This window comes from Novosphingobium fuchskuhlense, from assembly GCF_001519075.1.
GTDB lineage: Bacteria > Pseudomonadota > Alphaproteobacteria > Sphingomonadales > Sphingomonadaceae > Novosphingobium > Novosphingobium fuchskuhlense.
On sequence record NZ_KQ954245.1, the window covers coordinates 699,232 to 715,639 of the forward strand.

General features: G+C 64.3%; 10 protein-coding genes. 4 read left to right on the forward strand and 6 right to left on the reverse strand.

Annotation, left to right across the window (positions count from 1 at the left end; all coding sequences use genetic code 11):
* Positions 1–3 precede the first annotated feature (3 nt).
* Positions 4–921 (reverse strand): hydroxymethylglutaryl-CoA lyase, encoded by a 918-nt coding sequence (locus AQZ52_RS13010; RefSeq protein ID WP_067911446.1) that lies wholly within the window; start codon positions 919–921, stop codon positions 4–6.
* A complete protein-coding gene (locus AQZ52_RS13015) occupies positions 922–1,662 on the reverse strand; it encodes a GntR family transcriptional regulator (RefSeq protein WP_338045509.1) in 741 nt (246 codons plus the stop codon). It lies immediately after the preceding gene.
* Between the two features lie 88 nt (positions 1,663–1,750).
* On the opposite strand from AQZ52_RS13015, the gene AQZ52_RS13020 reads away from it, so the two are divergent.
* Positions 1,751–4,294 carry a TonB-dependent receptor gene (locus tag AQZ52_RS13020; protein ID WP_067911452.1) on the forward strand — a complete coding sequence of 848 codons (2,544 nt, stop codon included), beginning with the start codon at positions 1,751–1,753 and terminating at the stop codon, positions 4,292–4,294.
* Between the two features lie 67 nt (positions 4,295–4,361).
* Here the strand turns inward: AQZ52_RS13020 and AQZ52_RS13025 are convergent, their stop codons facing one another.
* On the reverse strand, positions 4,362–4,967 hold the full coding sequence (locus AQZ52_RS13025) for a GNAT family N-acetyltransferase (RefSeq protein WP_067911454.1): 606 nt from the start codon (positions 4,965–4,967) through the stop codon (positions 4,362–4,364).
* Between the two features lie 234 nt (positions 4,968–5,201).
* Here AQZ52_RS13025 and AQZ52_RS13030 point away from each other — a divergent pair, with 234 nt between their 5' ends.
* On the forward strand, positions 5,202–7,205 hold the full coding sequence (locus AQZ52_RS13030; RefSeq protein WP_067911457.1) for a TonB-dependent receptor plug domain-containing protein: 2,004 nt from the start codon (positions 5,202–5,204) through the stop codon (positions 7,203–7,205).
* Here the strand turns inward: AQZ52_RS13030 and AQZ52_RS13035 are convergent.
* Positions 7,202–9,262, reverse strand: coding sequence for a tetratricopeptide repeat-containing sulfotransferase family protein (locus AQZ52_RS13035; RefSeq protein WP_067912174.1), 2,061 nt, complete (start codon positions 9,260–9,262; stop codon positions 7,202–7,204). The two genes, AQZ52_RS13030 and AQZ52_RS13035, sit on opposite strands and share 4 nt — an antisense overlap.
* A gap of 388 nt (positions 9,263–9,650) precedes the next feature.
* Here AQZ52_RS13035 and AQZ52_RS13040 point away from each other — a divergent pair, with 388 nt between their 5' ends.
* Positions 9,651–12,347 (forward strand): TonB-dependent receptor, encoded by a 2,697-nt coding sequence (locus tag AQZ52_RS13040; RefSeq protein WP_156424930.1) that lies wholly within the window; start codon positions 9,651–9,653, stop codon positions 12,345–12,347.
* 145 nt (positions 12,348–12,492) lie between these two features.
* Here AQZ52_RS13040 and AQZ52_RS13045 read toward each other — a convergent pair whose 3' ends face one another.
* Entirely contained in the window at positions 12,493–14,673 is a 2,181-nt protein-coding gene (locus tag AQZ52_RS13045) for a xanthine dehydrogenase family protein molybdopterin-binding subunit (RefSeq protein ID WP_067911460.1), read from the reverse strand.
* Positions 14,670–15,143: a (2Fe-2S)-binding protein gene (locus AQZ52_RS13050; RefSeq protein ID WP_067911463.1), complete on the reverse strand. Its 474-nt coding sequence runs from the start codon at positions 15,141–15,143 to the stop codon at positions 14,670–14,672. The genes AQZ52_RS13045 and AQZ52_RS13050 overlap by 4 nt, the downstream gene beginning before the upstream one ends.
* A 240-nt stretch (positions 15,144–15,383) precedes the next feature.
* Here AQZ52_RS13050 and AQZ52_RS13055 point away from each other — a divergent pair, with 240 nt between their 5' ends.
* Positions 15,384–16,106, forward strand: coding sequence for a TetR/AcrR family transcriptional regulator (locus AQZ52_RS13055; protein WP_082697935.1), 723 nt, complete (start codon positions 15,384–15,386; stop codon positions 16,104–16,106).
* The last annotated feature ends 302 nt before the right edge of the window (positions 16,107–16,408 follow it).

Below are 16,408 nucleotides of genomic sequence, written 5' to 3' on the forward strand. Positions count from 1 at the left end.
GCCCTATCCCTCTTGAAGCTGTTTCGGAAATGCCGGAGCCTTGGCAACCATGCCCGGCAGAGTGCGCCCCATGACGTCGGCCAGCCAGTGGTTGGCCTCGGTCAGGGCAGAAAGATCAAGCCCGGTGCGCACCCCGGCGCGCTCGAGCATGTAGACGACGTCTTCGGTCGAAACGTTCCCCGCCGCACCGGGCGCGAACGGGCAGCCACCCAATCCGCCGATCGAGGCATCAATCGTGCGTGCCCCGGCTTCCACCGCCGCCCAGACATTGGCGAGCCCGGTGCCGCGCGTGTTGTGGAAGTGGACCCGCACCGGAATCGGCGCGACGAGTTCGCGCACTGCCGTCACCAACCGGTTGACATGCGCCGGGTTCGCAACGCCGATGGTATCCGCCAGCGCGATCTCGACCGGTGCCGCCATCGCCAGCGCCTCGGCCATCGCAAGCACGCGCGCCTCGGGCACTTCGCCTTCGAACGGGCAGCCGAACGCTGCAGCAATGGTCACCTGTCCAATCTTGCCCGCCGCGCGCGCCGCGTTGATGATGCCCTTGGCCGCCTCGATCGAACCTTCAGACGTCTGGCCCTGGTTGGCCATCGCAAAGGTATCGGTCGCCACGGAGACCGCACCGAGCTGGTCGATGCGCCCCGTTGCAAGCGCCCGGTCTGCACCGCGCGCATTCATCACGAGGCCGATCCAGGTCACGTCCCCGCGCTCCGGAAGCCCAGCGCAAACTGCCTCGGCATCAGCCATCTGGGGCACCGCACGGGGGTTGACGAAGCTCGCCACCTCGATGCGCCGCACACCGGCCTCCAGTGCACGGTCGATGAGCGCGAGCTTGTCCTCGGTGCTCACCAAGGCCTTTTCGTTCTGTAGCCCGTCGCGGGGGCTCACTTCGACCATTTCGATTGAATTTGTATACATTTACTCGGCCGCTTCCTGGGTCAAACCGGCATCGAGACGCGCCCGGTGTGCATCGGCATAGGCGTGATAGGCACGCAGGATGTGGCTGGTCATGATCGCCTCGGCCCACGCCCCGTCACGCCGGGCAAAGGCCGCAGTGAGCTCCTCATGCTCGGCGTGCGAACGACGCAACTCCTCGCGGGTATAGTGCCTTGCGGTGCGCAACACGACCGGCTGCTCGACGAGAGTGCCCAAAAGGGCAGAAAGACGGCGCGAGCCCGCAACTTCAAGGATGATCCCATGGAATTCGCGGTTGCTCTCTAGAAAGCCGGCAACGTCGGGCAAAGGTTGCTGGATAGCGTCCAAAAGCGCCCGATTCGCGGCCTTGATGCGGGCAAGCGTTGCGTCTGTCATCCGCTCTGCCGCACGCCGCGCCGCGCGAGCCTCCAGCATGGCACGAAGTTCAAATGCATCAGCCACATCGCTGATCGACCAGTCGGCCACGAAAGTGCGCTGGGTATCGGTCCGATCGACCAGCATATCGGCCTCAAGCCGGCGCAGCGCTTCGCGCACGGGAGTCCTCGAAACGCCGCACAATTCGGCCAGCGCCTCCTCGCCCAGCTGCGCGCCGGCAGGAAGCTCTCCCGATAGAATCATGTTCCGGATCGCGCTGTAGGCACGATCTGAGGCGCGCGACATTAGGGCTCCCGAGATTTCTGCAACCAATCGGCTTGACCGATGGCATTTGTATACAATATTCATGTCCCCTATCAAGCCGTGAATGCCATGGGGGCACGATCAACAACACGGCAGCCGAAAACGGCATAGATACTGACAGGGAGTACCACCGATGCGCATCTCGCAATGGCTGAACACCACCAGCCTCCTTTCGGCTTCCGTCGCAGGCTTTGCCTTCGCCGCCGTTCCGGCGCTCGCGCAGAGCACCCCGCAGGCTCAGGCCGCTGAGGCGGCAGCCCCCGCAGAGGAAGGTGCGATTATCGTCACCGCCCGTCGCCAGAACGAACGCCTGCAGGACGTGCCCGCATCCGTCTCGGTGCTGACCGCGGCAACGCTGGCCAACACCGGCTCGACCCGCGCGGCCGACTTCACCAACCTCACCCCCGGCGTCACGATCGTGACCGGCACTGCCGAAGCGGGTGATACGCAGATCAACATCCGCGGCATTAACGGCGCGCGCGACGCGGAAAGCTCGGTCGCGCTGGTTGTTGACGGCATTCTCAAGACAAACACCGCACAACTCAACCAGCGCCAGGGCACGCTTGCCCAGGTCGAATTGCTCAAGGGTCCGCAGGGTGCGATCTATGGCCGCAACGCCGCGGCCGGTGCCATCGTGCTCCAGACGATCAAGCCGACCGACACGCTGACCGGCGCCGTGCGCGCCTCGTATGCCGAGCAGAACACCATCGACAGCGCCGCGCACATCGCCGGCCCGCTGGGTGAGAACGCCGGCTTCGTCCTTGCCGGCACTTACTACAAGACCGACGGCTTCTGGCGGAACGAGATCGACAAGAGCAAGACCATCGCCGACAAGAAGGACTGGTCGATCGATGGCCGCGTGCTCTACGGCGCGGGCACCGACACGCAGATTGACGTGAAGGCTCGCTACGCGCAGTTCCGCGGCGCCTCGCTGCCGTTCAATGCCTCGTTCCACCTGCCCAACTTCGCGGCCGTCAACCCGGCGTTCTACGAGAACGTCAACAAGCACGAGTTCCGCTTCTACCCGAACATCCGCGCAACCAACGACCAGGACAGCTTCGACGTCTCGGTCAAGCTCGACAAGAAGCTCTCCGACGGTCTCAAGCTCGTCGGCTGGGCGCTCTATTCGACGGTCAACCAGGACCTCGTCGCCGACGGCACATCGGCCGATTTCGCCCGCTACATCAGCGCGACGAACCCCGCCGCCAAGTCCGCGGTCGATGCCTGCTTCGCCAGCACCGCCGCCAACACCGGCTTCCCGGTCAATCAGCCCGGCTTCATCGGCCAGATCCCGGTGCCGTTCATCTTCGCGCCTGCCAACGGATCGACCTTCGGCCCCTACAGCCCGACCACCTGCGACGGCACCCAGTACCAGGTCCGCACGCAGAAGGATGTCTCGACCGAATGGCGCCTGATCGGCGAGCCGGGCGGCCCGCTGAACTGGCAGGTTGGCATCTACTACCTGCACATCGACCGCTCGACCGGCGTCAGCCTCGGCGCGGACACCGGCAAGGGCGTCGTCAAGCAACTCTACAACGCACCGGACAGTGCGAACCCGACTTCGCTGCTGCTGGCGGACAAGTTCAAGACCAACGTCTACGCCGCGTTCGGCAACGTCGAGTACAAGCCGAACGACAAGTTCGAAGCGGGCGTCGCGCTGCGTTACGATATCGAGCGCCGCCAGTCCTCGAGCCTCGTGCCGACCGCAACCGATCCGTTCACCGGCGGTCCGATCAACCCCGGCCAGGCCTTCGGTCCGATCACCGACAAGGCGGCGACCTTCAAGCAGTTCGAACCCAAGGTGACGCTGAGCTACAAGCCCACCCCCGATCTCAATCTCTATGCCAACTGGGGCATCGGCTTCAAATCGGGCGGCTTCAACAACCAGGGCTCGGCCGCGGTCGTCAACGCCAACTTCAAGCAGTTCATCAATGCCAACGTGAACATCAACGACCAGTACGGCAAGGAATGGTCGAGCGCGTGGGAAGCGGGCCTCAAGGGCAACCTGCTCGATGGCAAGCTGACGTTTGATCTCGCCGGCTACTACACCCAGGTCCACGGGATGCAGTTCTTCGAGTTCTTCGTCGGCAGCTTCGGGCTGCTGCGCGTCGTCTCGAACATCGACAAGGTCGATCTGAAGGGCGTCGAGCTCAACGTCGCGGTCAAGCCCGTGCGCGGGGTCAAGCTGTTCGGCTCGGTCAACTACACCGACAGCGAAATCAAGCGGAACTCGGCGCGTCCGAACACGATCGGCAACAAGTCGCCCTACACCGCCGACTACACGATCAACGTGGGCGGCGAGATCGAGCAGCCGATCAGCGGCGATCTGCGCTTCCTCGCCCGCGCCGACTACCGCGTGACCGGCCCGACCTGGTTCTCGACCGTGCAGAACCAGACCGCGCCGACGCTGTTTTCGGGCCTTCTGCCGATCTCGGCGCTGAAGCTCCCGGCGGTGGTTGGCGATGCCAAGTACGATGTGGCTCGCCGCGACACCTTCGGCGTGCTCAACCTGCGTGCTGCGCTGCAGACCGACCGCTACAGCCTCGCGGTCTTCGCCAACAATGTGACCGACAAGAAGTACCTCGCCGAAGTGATCCCCGCGATCGAGTTCGGCGGCTCGTTCATCTCGCCCGGCGCGCGCCGCATGATCGGTGTGGAACTCGGCGCGAAGTTCTGATCCCGAGCCCTCCAACGCTCGCACGGAAGGGCCCCCTGTCGCAGCCGCGGCAGGGGGCCCTTTTGCGTCAGGCGACGGTTTTCTCAGGCCAGAGGAAGCGTTGATAGAGCCGCCCGTTCATGTCGATATCATCGACGTAGCGAGCCCCGAACTTGCGCGCGACCGTGCGCGAGGCAACGTTGTCCGCGTGGATAACCGACATGATCGCAGGGTGGGCCAGGTGCGCACGGGCATAGGCAAAAACCGCCCGGGCCGCTTCGGATGCATAGCCCTGCCCCCAATTTTCGCGAGCGAAGGTGTAACCGAGTTCCGGCTGTTCCTCGAATGCGACCCCTTCCGGCACATGGGTCCTGAAAAACCACATCCGTCGCAGAGCCCCCGGCTTCGGGTTCAATTCGAGCACACCATCGCTGAGACCCGATCGCCCCAGGCGCATCCCATCCGACTTGCGCGTCACCAGCAGCGGCCCAAGGCCCGCGTGGGCGTAGCCGTGACGCACGTCGGCAAACCACTGCTCGGTTTCGGTCGGCGTTCGCGGATTGCCTGAGCCGATGTAGCGGGCCACGTCCGGATCGGCGTGGATCGCAATCAGGAAATCAAGGTCGCGCTCATCCATCCGGCGCAGCAGCAGGCGCTCGGTCTCGATGTGGTCGGTTCCGGGAAGCAGGGTCATGATGCTGCCCGGGCTAATCGAGCGCACGGCTGCGCGCAATCCGGGCCGCGCATAAGCGCAAGGGCAAACGACGCAGGACCGGCGGGCCAGGGCAAATCCGCGATGAGCGCCGGGGCCATGTCCCGCAATTCGCTGCAATCCTTTCACCGGTTACAAGACCGCCCCGGCAGCACGCTTGACAGGTGGTGCCAGCGAGGCAAGGCACGGCGCCAGTCTCATCGAAAGCACCCAACCTTGTCGTCTATCCTTCGCCATGTCGCCCTGATTCCGCTGTTTGCCGGCATCTCCCTGCCAACGCTCGCGCTTGCGGACGAGGCAGAGCCGGGTCAGATCGTGGTGACCGGACGCGGGCTCGAAGCTGCACCGGCTGCAGTCGCCTACGATGTGCAGGTGATCGGTGCCGACCGCCTTGCCGTTGCAGCGTCCGGTCGGCTTGAAGATGCCCTCTCCGCCGCCGCGGGCTTCCAGCAGTTCCGCCGGTCTGACAGCCGCGCTTCCAACCCCTCCGCGCAAGGGATCACCCTGCGCGCGCTTGGCGGCAATGCAACGAGCCGTACTCTGCTCCTGCTCGACGGCGTGCCGATGGCCGATCCGTTTTTCGGCTACGTTCCGCTTTCCGCGCTCGCGCCCGAGCGACTGGCCACTGCCCGCGTGACGCGCGGCGGCGGATCTGGCGCATTCGGTGCAGGCGCCGTTGCCGGCACGATCGACCTCACCAGCGCCGGCCCGGATCAGATCGGCCTTTTCGGGGGCCGCGCCCTCGTAGATGATCGCGGAGAGACCGAGCTCTCCGCGACCCTGGCACCAAAGCTGGGAGCGGGCTATCTCGTCGCCTCCGGCCGCTGGGACCGTGGCCGCGGTTTCTGGACCACGCCGGCAGACCAGCGCGTCCCCGCCAGCGTGCGCGCCCGCTATGAAAGCTGGTCGACCAGCGTGCGGGCCGTGGCACCGCTCACCGGTGATGTCGAACTCCAGGCGCGCGTCGCAGCGTTCAATGATGCCCGTACCTTGCGATTTGCCGGGGCTGACACGGCCGCCAGCGGTCAGGACGCCAGCCTTCGCCTCGTGGGCCGCGGGGCTTGGCAGTTCGATGCTCTGGCCTATGTGCAGAGCCGCGACTTCAACAATGTGGTGATCAGCGCCCGTACGTTCCTGCCCACGCTGAACCAGCGTGCGACGCCCTCGACCGGGATCGGCGGCAAGCTCGAATTGCGCCCGCCCGTGGGCAAGGCGCATGTCCTGCGCCTCGGGGCCGACTGGCGCTTTGCCGAGGGGCATACCGAGGAAGATGTCTATACCGCCGGCGTCGTAACCGGTCATCGCCGCGCGGGTGGCACCAACCGTGATCTTGGCCTGTTCATCGAAGATGACTGGACACTCGGCCCCGTGGTGTTGACTGCAGGCGCACGCGCGGACCGCTGGTCGGTGCAGAGCGGCCGCCTCGACCAGGTGCTCTCGGGCGTTCGCACCGCGCTCGCCTACCCGAACCGATCAGGCTGGGAAGCCAGCTTCCGCGGCGGCGCCGTGATCAATCTAAACGGCAGCCTCGCCTTGCGCGGTTCAGCCTACACCGGCCTGCGCCAGCCCACACTGAACGAACTCTACCGCTCCTTCACCGTGTTCCCCATCGTCACCCGCGCAAATCCCGCGCTGGAGAATGAGACCCTCCGCGGCTTCGAGGGCGGGGTTGACTGGCGACCGGTCGCCGGCCTGTCCTTCTCCGCCACGGCCTTCGACAACAAGGTCCGCCACGCCATCGCCAATGTCACCATCGCGCCCAATGTACGCCAGCGCCAGAATGTCGACGCCGTCCATGCACGCGGTGTCGAGCTGGGGGCGGAGGCCAAGCTGGGCACCGTCTCGCTGAGCGGGTCGTTCGCCTATACCGACGCCAAGGTCGAAGCCCCCGGCACCGCGCTCGATGGCAAGCGCCCAGCGCAGACACCGCGATATGCGGCAAGCGCCACGGCAGCCTGGCACCCCTCGCCGCGTACGACGCTGGCGCTCACGCTGCGCCATACCGGTGCGCAGTTCGAGGACGATCTCGAGACCGACGTGCTGCCGGCCGCAACCACACTCGATGCCTATGCCGAAGTGCCGGTCGCCGGCCCCTTCAGCCTGGTGCTGCGCGGGGAAAACCTGTGGGACGAGGCGGTGGTGACGCGCAATTCCGGCGGCTCGATCGATCTTGGCACGCCGCGCACGCTCTGGGCGGGTGTGCGGGTCGCCTTCCGCTAAGGGCGAAGACCTTCCGGCACCTCGGGATAGACCGTCGCCACATCGCCCAGCGCTGCCTCCAGCGGGCCGAGCCATTCGGCAAACGCCTTCCAGTGTTCAACCGCGTCGGTGTAGATCGGCCGGCGCACCTGTTCTGAACTGGCCGTCCGCACCGCGCGCGTGTTGCGATGGAATTCGAGGCAGCTTTCCTCGAAGGGCAGGCCGAGATAGCCGAGCACCGCTCGCGTCTCGGCCTCCTGATCCGCAACCATGCGCTCGTAGATGACCCGGTGCACCGCGCCCGGCGCTGCCGCGTCGTAATGCGCCATGAGCCGCACGTAATCGCGGTAATAGCGGCCGATTTCGGCCAGATCGTACGTGAAGGTCTGACCACGGGCGAAGTGCTGCTTCCACCCCGAAAAGCAGCACGACATCGGATGCCGCCGCGCATCGACGATCTTCGCGCGTGGCAGGATGAGCCGGATCAGCCCGACATGCTGCCAGTTGTTGGGCATCTTGTCGGTAAAGCGTGGGCGACCTGTCTTGCGATGAATGCGCGTCCGCTCGATATATTCCTCGCCAAGACGCAGGCGCTCGGCCGGGCCAAGCGAGCGGATCAGCGCGGCAAAATCGGCAAACTCGCCGTCGTCCAAACGCGATTGCAGCCGGGCTGCGATCATCATCATGTCCGGCAGTTCCATCGTGCCTTCGACCTGGCTGTGGCTGGCGAGGATCTGCTCGACCAGCGTCGAGCCAGAACGCGGGAGGCCAACAATGAAGATCGGATCCTCGGCGGGGCAACCACCCTCGCCCATCGTGGCAATGAACGGCGCGGTGAAGGTGGCGATTGTCGCATCGACTTCGGCGGCGAACTCGTCCGCGTCATAGCGCACCAAGGCCCGGCGCCGGCGATTGCCCTCGGCGTAGTGCGCGTAGGCTCGCGCCGCGTCTCCGGCATCCTCGAAGGCCTTGCCCAGCGAGAAATGGAGGTGAAACACATCCTCCTCGCGCCCCTCCTCGCATTCAATTTCCGCAAGCGCGGCTTCCATGCGCGCGATATCCTCGCCTGACAGCTTCACTGTCTTGAGGTTGGCGAGGCTCCACCAGGCCTCACCCATGGCCGGCTGCCGGGTCACCGCCTCGCGGTAGGCCGTGACCGCCTCGCCCTGCTCGCCCAGTGTCTTGAGCACGTGGCCAAGGTTCTGCCACAGCATCGGCTGGTCGGGTTGGGCCGCCAACATGCGTTCATATATGCCCCGTGCCCGCTCCTGATCGCCAAGCCGCACCAGCACCGAGGCGAGGATAAGGTCAGACCCCGCGCCTGCGACAGGACTTGCGGCAAGCATTTCGGCGTGGGCCAGCGCTTCGGGCAGCCGGTTCGTCTGCATCAGCAGCCGGACCAGGAAATCGCGGGCAAGATCGAACCCCGGCGCCAACGTTACCGCTCGCTCGACAAGGCGCAGCGCGTCGGTCATGTCGCCGCGCCGCCAAGCCAGCTCGCCTTGCATCCGGATGCCGACCGGATCATCCGGCAACCGCGCTGCGCGGGCAGCCAGCATCCCTTCCGCCTTTCCGAGATCACCTTCGTTCATGGCTGCCGCCGCCGCCAGCAAGTCGGGATCGCGCGAGGCAGCGTGGACGGCGGAGAGATCAGCGCGCCACGCATCACCGTCGCGCCCCGCCTTGCGCAATTCGCTCGCGAGGAGAAACCAGCCGCTGGCCACGCCCGGCTGCTGCCGCGTGAGCGCCTCAAGTGCCGCAATCGCCTCTGCGGGCCGGCCGGCTTCACTTGCGGCCTGCGCCAGTTCCCAGAGCACCATCGGCGGCTTCTGGATGCCGCCCCCGATCAAGGCGAGCCGCGCGCAGGCATCGGCAGGTTGTCCGAGACGGCGCAGCGCCTGCGCAGCCACGAACAGGGCCGGCGGCAGGCCGGGCACTGTGGCAAGAGCCGCCTCGGCCGCCGCCAGCGCTGCGGCCGGAGCGGTCTCGACCTCCGCCGCGGCAGCATCGAGCGCGGCGCGCAACGCTCCGCTTGCTTCGGTGTGCTGCGCCGGAGCCGTACGATTGCCTGATTTCATGATCTGTCCCGATACTGCCCTGCGCTGCATCATGTGCAGGTTTTGAAACAGGCGCAACGGCTCTCGCCCGGGGTCATGCTGCAAATGCGAAAATCGATATTGACTCTGTCGACCAATCGCGCATCTTGCCCGTTAGGACAGGTGTCAAGAGTGACCCGGTTCAGGGGGACACACAAGAATTGTTCACGCTGTCCGGTGAGGCAGTCGGCCATAGGTCCGCAGGTGGCCATGGCTCTAGGATCGTTTCGTGAACTGCGAAATCGCGGACGGGATGGTCCGGGTGAAAGTCGCTGCAGCAGCAGCGCGATCGTGCGGCCAAAGGCCGCTTCGCAGGAACGGAACGAAGGAGCTTTACCGACCAGAATATCGAGGCAGGGAGCCAGACGTCATGACACAAAAAACGGGTCGCCGGTCGCACACGCTGAGAGCGCTGTGCCTTTCCACCATTCTCACCGGCATAGCAGCACCACACGCCGCCTTCGCGCAGGAAACCCTCGCGCCGCAAGCCGCTCCTGCCGATGAAACCAAGCCCGCCGGCGGCTTCGACGAGATCATCGTCACAGCGACCCGCAAGTCGGAAAACGTCCAGAAAGTGCCGATCGCAATCCAGGCGCTGAGTTCGGATTTCCTTGCGCAGCGCCAGGTCAAAGGCCTGCAGGACTACGCCGCGCTCCTCCCCTCGGTCTCCTTTGCGGGTATCGGCCCCGGGCGTAACGAGGTCTATTTCCGCGGAATCGTGCCCGCTGGCGGCGCGTATGCCTCGGTCGGTTACTATCTTGATGAAATCCCGATCACCGGCCAGCAAGTGCCGGATATCCAAGTCTATGACATGGAGCGGCTCGAGGCGATTTCCGGTCCGCAAGGTACCCTTTTCGGCGCTGGCTCGCTTGCGGGTGTGCTGCGTTTCATCACCAACAAGCCCAAGATCGGCGCCTTCGAGTTCGGCGCCGAGAGCGAAGTCAACAAGTTCGGCAAGGGCGGCGTCGGCGGCACGATCAAGTCGTATATCAACATTCCCGTCAGCGATCGCTTCGCCATCCGCGCGATGGCCTATTATCGCAAGGAAGGCGGCTACATCGACAATATCGACAACAAGGGCCAGTTCATCAGTGGCACCAGCGACAACCCCCTGGTGCCTGACCCACGTCCGTCCGTGCTCAACCTTGGCGATAACAATCCAGCCACGTCCTACACTCTGACCAACACGGCCATCGCCAAGAAAGACTACAACCCCGTCTACGAGTATGGCGGCCGCCTCTCGATGCTGTGGGATGTCGCCGATGGCTGGGAAGTCACACCGTCGGTCACGGCGCAGCGCCAGATTTCCTACGGCTACTTCGGCTACGACACGCGCGTGGGTGATCTGCAGGTCCATGATTACGACCTGACCCGTAACGACGACAAGTGGGCCCAGGCCTCGCTTACCGTGCATGGCCACATCGGCGATTTCGATCTCGTGTCGGCAACGGGTTATTATTACCGCGACCGCAAGATCAACAACGACTATACCTATTATACGGTCACGTATGACAGCTTCGGAGCTGGTTACGAAAACTACCTGCAATTCTTCGACAAGGCGGGTTGCTCGGGATCGGGTGATTCACTGAAGTGCACCAAGCTCCTCAACCCGAACCAGTATTATCACACCGACATTTCCAATAGGAAGTTCACGCAGGAAATCCGCCTCACCACGCCCAAGTCATGGCCGTTCGATGTGACGGTCGGTGGATTCTACCAGCGCCAGAAGAACGAATTCAACGATTACTACGCTATCCGCGGCCTCGACCAGATCGTCGGCTACACGGAATCGGGTGGTGGCGACGCCAACCCGGCAGGCTTCGGCATTCCCACCTCGCAGGGCGGGACCATGATCCTCGGCAGCCCGGCCGTGCGCGGCGATGGCTACTACCTGCAGGAATACGATCAGCTCTATCATGACACGGCCGCGTTTGCCGAGGCTCACTACAACATCACGCCGACGATCAAGATCACTGGTGGCATCCGCTACTTCTGGACGGATTTCGCCACGGCGGGCTTCCAGGGTGTTGGCGCCTCTGCAGCTGTTGCACCTTCGGTCTTCCTGCCCACCGGTGCCATCGGCTGCCCGCTGCCACTTACGGGCCCGCGCCTGCAATGTCGCAACACCAATGCGCTCGATCCGGAGAGCATTGGCCGGTACAGCGAAAAGGGCGAAACCCACAAGGTCGTGGTCGATTGGCAGCTCGCAGACAAGAAGCTGCTCTACTTCAACTATTCGACCGGCTTCCGGCCAGGCGGGTACAATCGCCCGCTACGCCTGCGCGCAACCGCAACCCAGCCGCAGGTCGTTGTGGCGGCACCGGCCTACCAAGCCGAAACGCTCACAAATTTCGAGATCGGCTTCAAGGGCACCTTCAACAACGTTTTCCGGCTCAACGCCGCGATCTATCTCGAGAAGTGGAATAATATTCAGTACGGACTCGTCGTGGCCGGTGCGCAGGGCGCAGGCTACACCGGAAATGCGGGCAAGGCCCAAGTCAAGGGTATCGAATACGATGCGGAACTCAAGCTCGGCAAGGTCACCATCGCGAGCAGTGGCGCCTACAACGACGGCAAGCTGAAGGGCAACTTCTGCAACTTCGTCGCGGATCGCGATACCAAGGTCATCTCGCAACTCGCCACCTGCAAAGCCGGCGAATTCATTCCCGGCAATCTCGGCACGCCGCAGGTTGCGGCGGCAGACGGCACGCGTCTGCCGCGCCAGCCCAAGTTCAAGGGCACCACCACGATCCGTTACGATACCGACTTCGGTCCGCTCAAGGGCTACCTGCAGGGCGCAGCCCTCTATCAAACCAGCGCAACGCAGGATCTGAACGAGTTCAACAACAAACTTCTGGGCAACACCCCGGGCTTCGTCAGCTTCGATTTCGGGGCTGGCGTACGCAAGGACAACTGGACGGCGGATATCTTCATCCAGAACGCCTTCGACCGGCGTGGCCAGCTGACGCGCAACACTTTCTGCGCGATCCAGGTCTGCGCAGGCTCGTCGCGTACCTTCCCGATCCGCCCGCAGTTCTTCGGGCTCAAGCTCGGCTACCGCTACTGACGACCATGTCTTAGACCAGCTTACCCCACCCCTCGCGGCTCCGGCCGCGAGGGGATTCTGTTCGCCGGCCTTTTCTCGCGGCGGCAAACAAAAACCCCTCCGGCTATCGCGGGAGGGGCCTTGTTGGTCTATCAGGCAGGAACCGTCAGGCGAGCGACAGGGGCAGGCTGCGCAGCCGTTTGCCGGTTGCGTCCTTGATGGCGTTGGCGATCGCCGGGATCACCGGCGGCAGTGTGGGTTCGCCAAGGCCAGTCGGCGGATTGTCGGTGACGACCCATGTGATCGCAACTTCGCCCGGTGTCTGGTTGATGCGGATGAGCGGGAAATCGCCGAAGTTCTCCTGCGTCACCGCGCCCGCCTTCTGCTCGATCGGCTGCCACACCATCGCCTGCGCGATGCCGTCGATCACAGCGCCCTGCATCTGGTGTTCAGCGTTGAGCGGATTGATCACCTGGCTGCCGATGTCGCCCGCGACCCACACCTTGTCGATGGTGATCGCCCCGTCCGACACCGACAGGTCCACGACTTCCGCGAAATAGCCGCGGTGGCTGAAGTAAAAGCCGAAGCCGCGCCCCTTGCCGGGAACGGCCGAGCGCTTGCCGGTCCAGCCCGCAAACTTGCACGCCGCCTCGATCACCCCGCGCGCGCGGCCGGTATCGAACGGCGTATCGTCAGGCTCTGGCGGCAACTGCTTCGGCGCACCCAGGGTCTTCACCATCAGCGAAGGCAGGTCCGTCCCCGCAGCTTCCGCGACCTCATCAAGGAAGCCTTGGAACACGAACGCCACCGCGTTCGATGTTGGTGCGCGCAGCCAGCCCGTGGTGAGGTTCGTTTTGATGAACGACATGCCCATCTGCACGTCCGGCAGGACAGGCGCGGGGAACTCGGTTGCGCGCATTTCCGCAGCGCGCATCGGCTTTCCGCTCGCGCCAAAGGTAATGAAGTGGTCCTTCAGCGCGACAAGCGCGCCGCTCGCATCCACGCCTGCGGTCATGCGATGCCAACCGGCGGGGCGGAAGTAGTCGTTCCGGAGGTCATCAGTGCGATCGTAAAGCAGCTTGACCGGGCGGCCCGGCAGCGCCTTGGCGATACAGGCGGTCAGGATCATGAAGTCGCTCATCAGGCGCCGCCCGAAGCCGCCGCCGATGCGGGTCATGTGGATTGTCATCGAGCCGGGCTCGATCCCCAGCACTTTGGCGATATCGCCGCGCGCGGTGGCCGGATCCTGCGTCGGTGCCCAGATTTCGAGCTTGCCGTCTGCATGCCACAGTGCAGTGCAGTTCTGCGGCTCGAGCGTGGCATGGGCGAGGAACGGATAGGCATAGTCCGCCGTGACGACCTTCGCGGCTTTGGCGAGCGCTGCATCGGCATTGCCGGCCCGGAAGAGATCGGCCGCCGGGGACTTTTCCAGCAGCGCCTTGGCTTCGGCGGCGTACCCATCCGTGGAAAAGCCGTCAAAGCCCGAGGTGTCCCACTGCACAGCGAGCTTTTCGCGCGCCTTGTGTACGCGCCACCAACTGTCGCCAACAATCGCCACAGCGTTGTGCTTGCCGGCCGGAATCTCGCCATCGGTGATCGGCACCACCGCCAACACGCCCTTTTCACGGCGGACGGCAGCATCGTCGAAGCTCTTGAGGGTTCCGCTGATCACCGGGCACTTGACCATCGCGGCATAGAGCATGCCCTGCGGGTGGGCATCGATGCCGAACAGCGGCTCACCACGCACGATCGCGGGGGTATCGACACCCTTCATTGCTTTGCCGACGATCTTGAAATCCTTGGGCGACTTAAGCGCCACTTTGTCGAGATCAGGCGCAGCCATCTTCACCGCGACCGGTGCGAGGGCGGCGTACGTGATCGAGCGGCCACTGGCGGCATGTCTCACCGCTCCCTCACCCGTGGTCAAGCTGGCGGCCGGTACACCCCACTGCTGCGCAGCGGCGGCGACCAGCATCGCACGGGCGCCGGCACCGGCCTGCCGCGCGGGCAGCCAGTTGAGCGGCGTCGTCATGCTGCCACCGGCGAACTGCGGGCCGTACTTGTCGGCGTTGTCGTCAGCCTGGCGGATCTTCACCTGACTCCACGCAACGTCGAGTTCCTCGGCGATCAGCATGGGGAGCATGGTCTTCACCCCCTGCCCGATCTCGGGGTTCTTTGCGAGGATCGTAACCGTGTTGTCCGGCGCGATGGTGATGAAGGCACCCAGCATGGCCGGCTCGGCCTTGCCCGGTGCCGCGAACGCGAGCCTGGCCTCGAAGGTGAGCGCGACCCCGCCCGCCAGCGAGGCGGCGAGGAAAGAACGGCGCGAAACGGTGGCGGCAGTCATGCAGCGGCTCCCGAAATGGCCGTGCTGGCCTGGGCGATGGCTTTCTGGATGCGCAGGTAGGTGGCGCAGCGGCAGATGTTGCCCGCCATCCCGGCCGACACTTCCTCGGCCGAAGGCTTGGGCGTTGCCGTCAGCAGCGCCGTGGCCGACATGATCTGCCCGGCCTGGCAGTAGCCACACTGTGGCACGTCGAGCGCGGTCCACGCTTCGACCACCTTGGCGCCGACAGGCGAAGCGGCCACGCCCTCGATCGTCACGATATCCTTGCCCGCAGCATCGGACAGCGGCGTCTGGCACGAGCGCACCGCCTCGCCGTTCAGGATCACGGTGCAAGCCCCGCACAGGCCCGCGCCGCAGCCGAACTTGGTGCCCGGCATGCCAAGGTCCTCACGCAGAACCCACAGAAGCGGCTTGTCCGCTTCTACATCCACGGTGCGGGCCTTGCGGTTCACAGTCAACGAGATCGCCATTGCGGTCCTTTCGAGATGCCGGCACGGCAGGCGAGCCGGACCGGCAAAAGGGGAAAATCACACCCTGTTTCGCGGCGGATACAGCATGGTATCGATCAGCGAGGTAACGGGTAATAATCATTCATTTTTAAATACTTAAAATAACACTTCAAAGTTTGTACAAACTTCACATGTGCGTCAAGAGCGATTTGCCGGAATGGCAGGTTGGCGAGCCCCTGACCCGCATGCTACGTAGCGCTCATGGATGGCATCGCACCCACGATTGCGCCGGACCAGCGCATCGCCGTATCGGAGGGTGATGAGGCGAAGACATCCGGGGCATCCGGGGCATCAGGACCGCGTCCCGGCACATATGCGCGCGGCACCGAGACCGTCGATGCGATCCTGAAGGCCGCGCACGACGTTCTTATCGAAGAAGGCGCCAGCGCCTTCACGATCCGCCGCATTGCCACCGCAAGCGGCATGAAGGTCGGCAATGTCAGCTATCATTTCCCGCGCAAGGAAATGCTGATCAAGATCATGCTGGACGAACTGCTCGACAGTTATGACAAGCTGCTTGAAAGCGAGGTCCGGCAACCCGGCATTTCTCCGGAAGACCGCATGCGGATGATCGTCAAGCTCTGCCTTGACGATATTGCCGGCAAGCGCACCACCCGCCTGTTCATCGAGCTATGGGCGCTGGCCAACCACAACGATTTCGTGGCGGATCGGGTGCGGGCGTTCTACCAGAGGGTCCACGATTACATCGGCGAAGTGATAACCGCCCTGAACCCGGCACTTTCGCCAGAAGAGGTGCACACCGTCGCGCTCTACATCAGCGCCTCGATGGAAGGCACCACCCCGTTCCTCGGCTTCGAGAAGCCCTGGGCGGCCAAGATGCCCATGATCACAGCAATCGCAGCAGAAGCGATGGTGATGCTTGCAAAATCGATCACACCGGAGCAGATTACTTCCGCATCATAAGGTTGCGCGCGGCCCCGCTTGGGAGTCGACGTGGCGATCACGCAGGAACGAGCATTTTCAACAAGCGGGCACGCCCAGGTGCTCGTGTTGCGGGATTGCGTGATGTTTTCAGATGCTATGTGCCACCGCCACCATTCCGCAAGCGGGGTCAACCGCAGGCTCCTTTCGGTGCGGCCCGGGCTTGTCCACGACGCCAGCAACAAAAGCGATACAAAGCGCTTGACTAAAACTGGACAGCCGTCAAAACTTTCTCGCAACTGCACAACGCGCTTCGCCACCGGCGAGGCTCGGAGCTGCAAAAC

Coding starts and splice junctions, on each gene's coding strand:
- AQZ52_RS13015 (WP_338045509.1), bottom strand. CDS start 1,662: ATGAATATTGTATACAAATGCCATCGGTCAAGCCGATTGGTTGCAGAA.
- AQZ52_RS13055 (WP_082697935.1), top strand. CDS start 15,384: ATGGATGGCATCGCACCCACGATTGCGCCGGACCAGCGCATCGCCGTA.
- AQZ52_RS13050 (WP_067911463.1), bottom strand. CDS start 15,143: ATGGCGATCTCGTTGACTGTGAACCGCAAGGCCCGCACCGTGGATGTA.
- AQZ52_RS13035 (WP_067912174.1), bottom strand. CDS start 9,262: ATGAAATCAGGCAATCGTACGGCTCCGGCGCAGCACACCGAAGCAAGC.
- AQZ52_RS13045 (WP_067911460.1), bottom strand. CDS start 14,673: ATGACTGCCGCCACCGTTTCGCGCCGTTCTTTCCTCGCCGCCTCGCTG.
- AQZ52_RS13040 (WP_156424930.1), top strand. CDS start 9,651: ATGACACAAAAAACGGGTCGCCGGTCGCACACGCTGAGAGCGCTGTGC.
- AQZ52_RS13020 (WP_067911452.1), top strand. CDS start 1,751: ATGCGCATCTCGCAATGGCTGAACACCACCAGCCTCCTTTCGGCTTCC.
- AQZ52_RS13010 (WP_067911446.1), bottom strand. CDS start 921: ATGTATACAAATTCAATCGAAATGGTCGAAGTGAGCCCCCGCGACGGG.
- AQZ52_RS13025 (WP_067911454.1), bottom strand. CDS start 4,967: ATGACCCTGCTTCCCGGAACCGACCACATCGAGACCGAGCGCCTGCTG.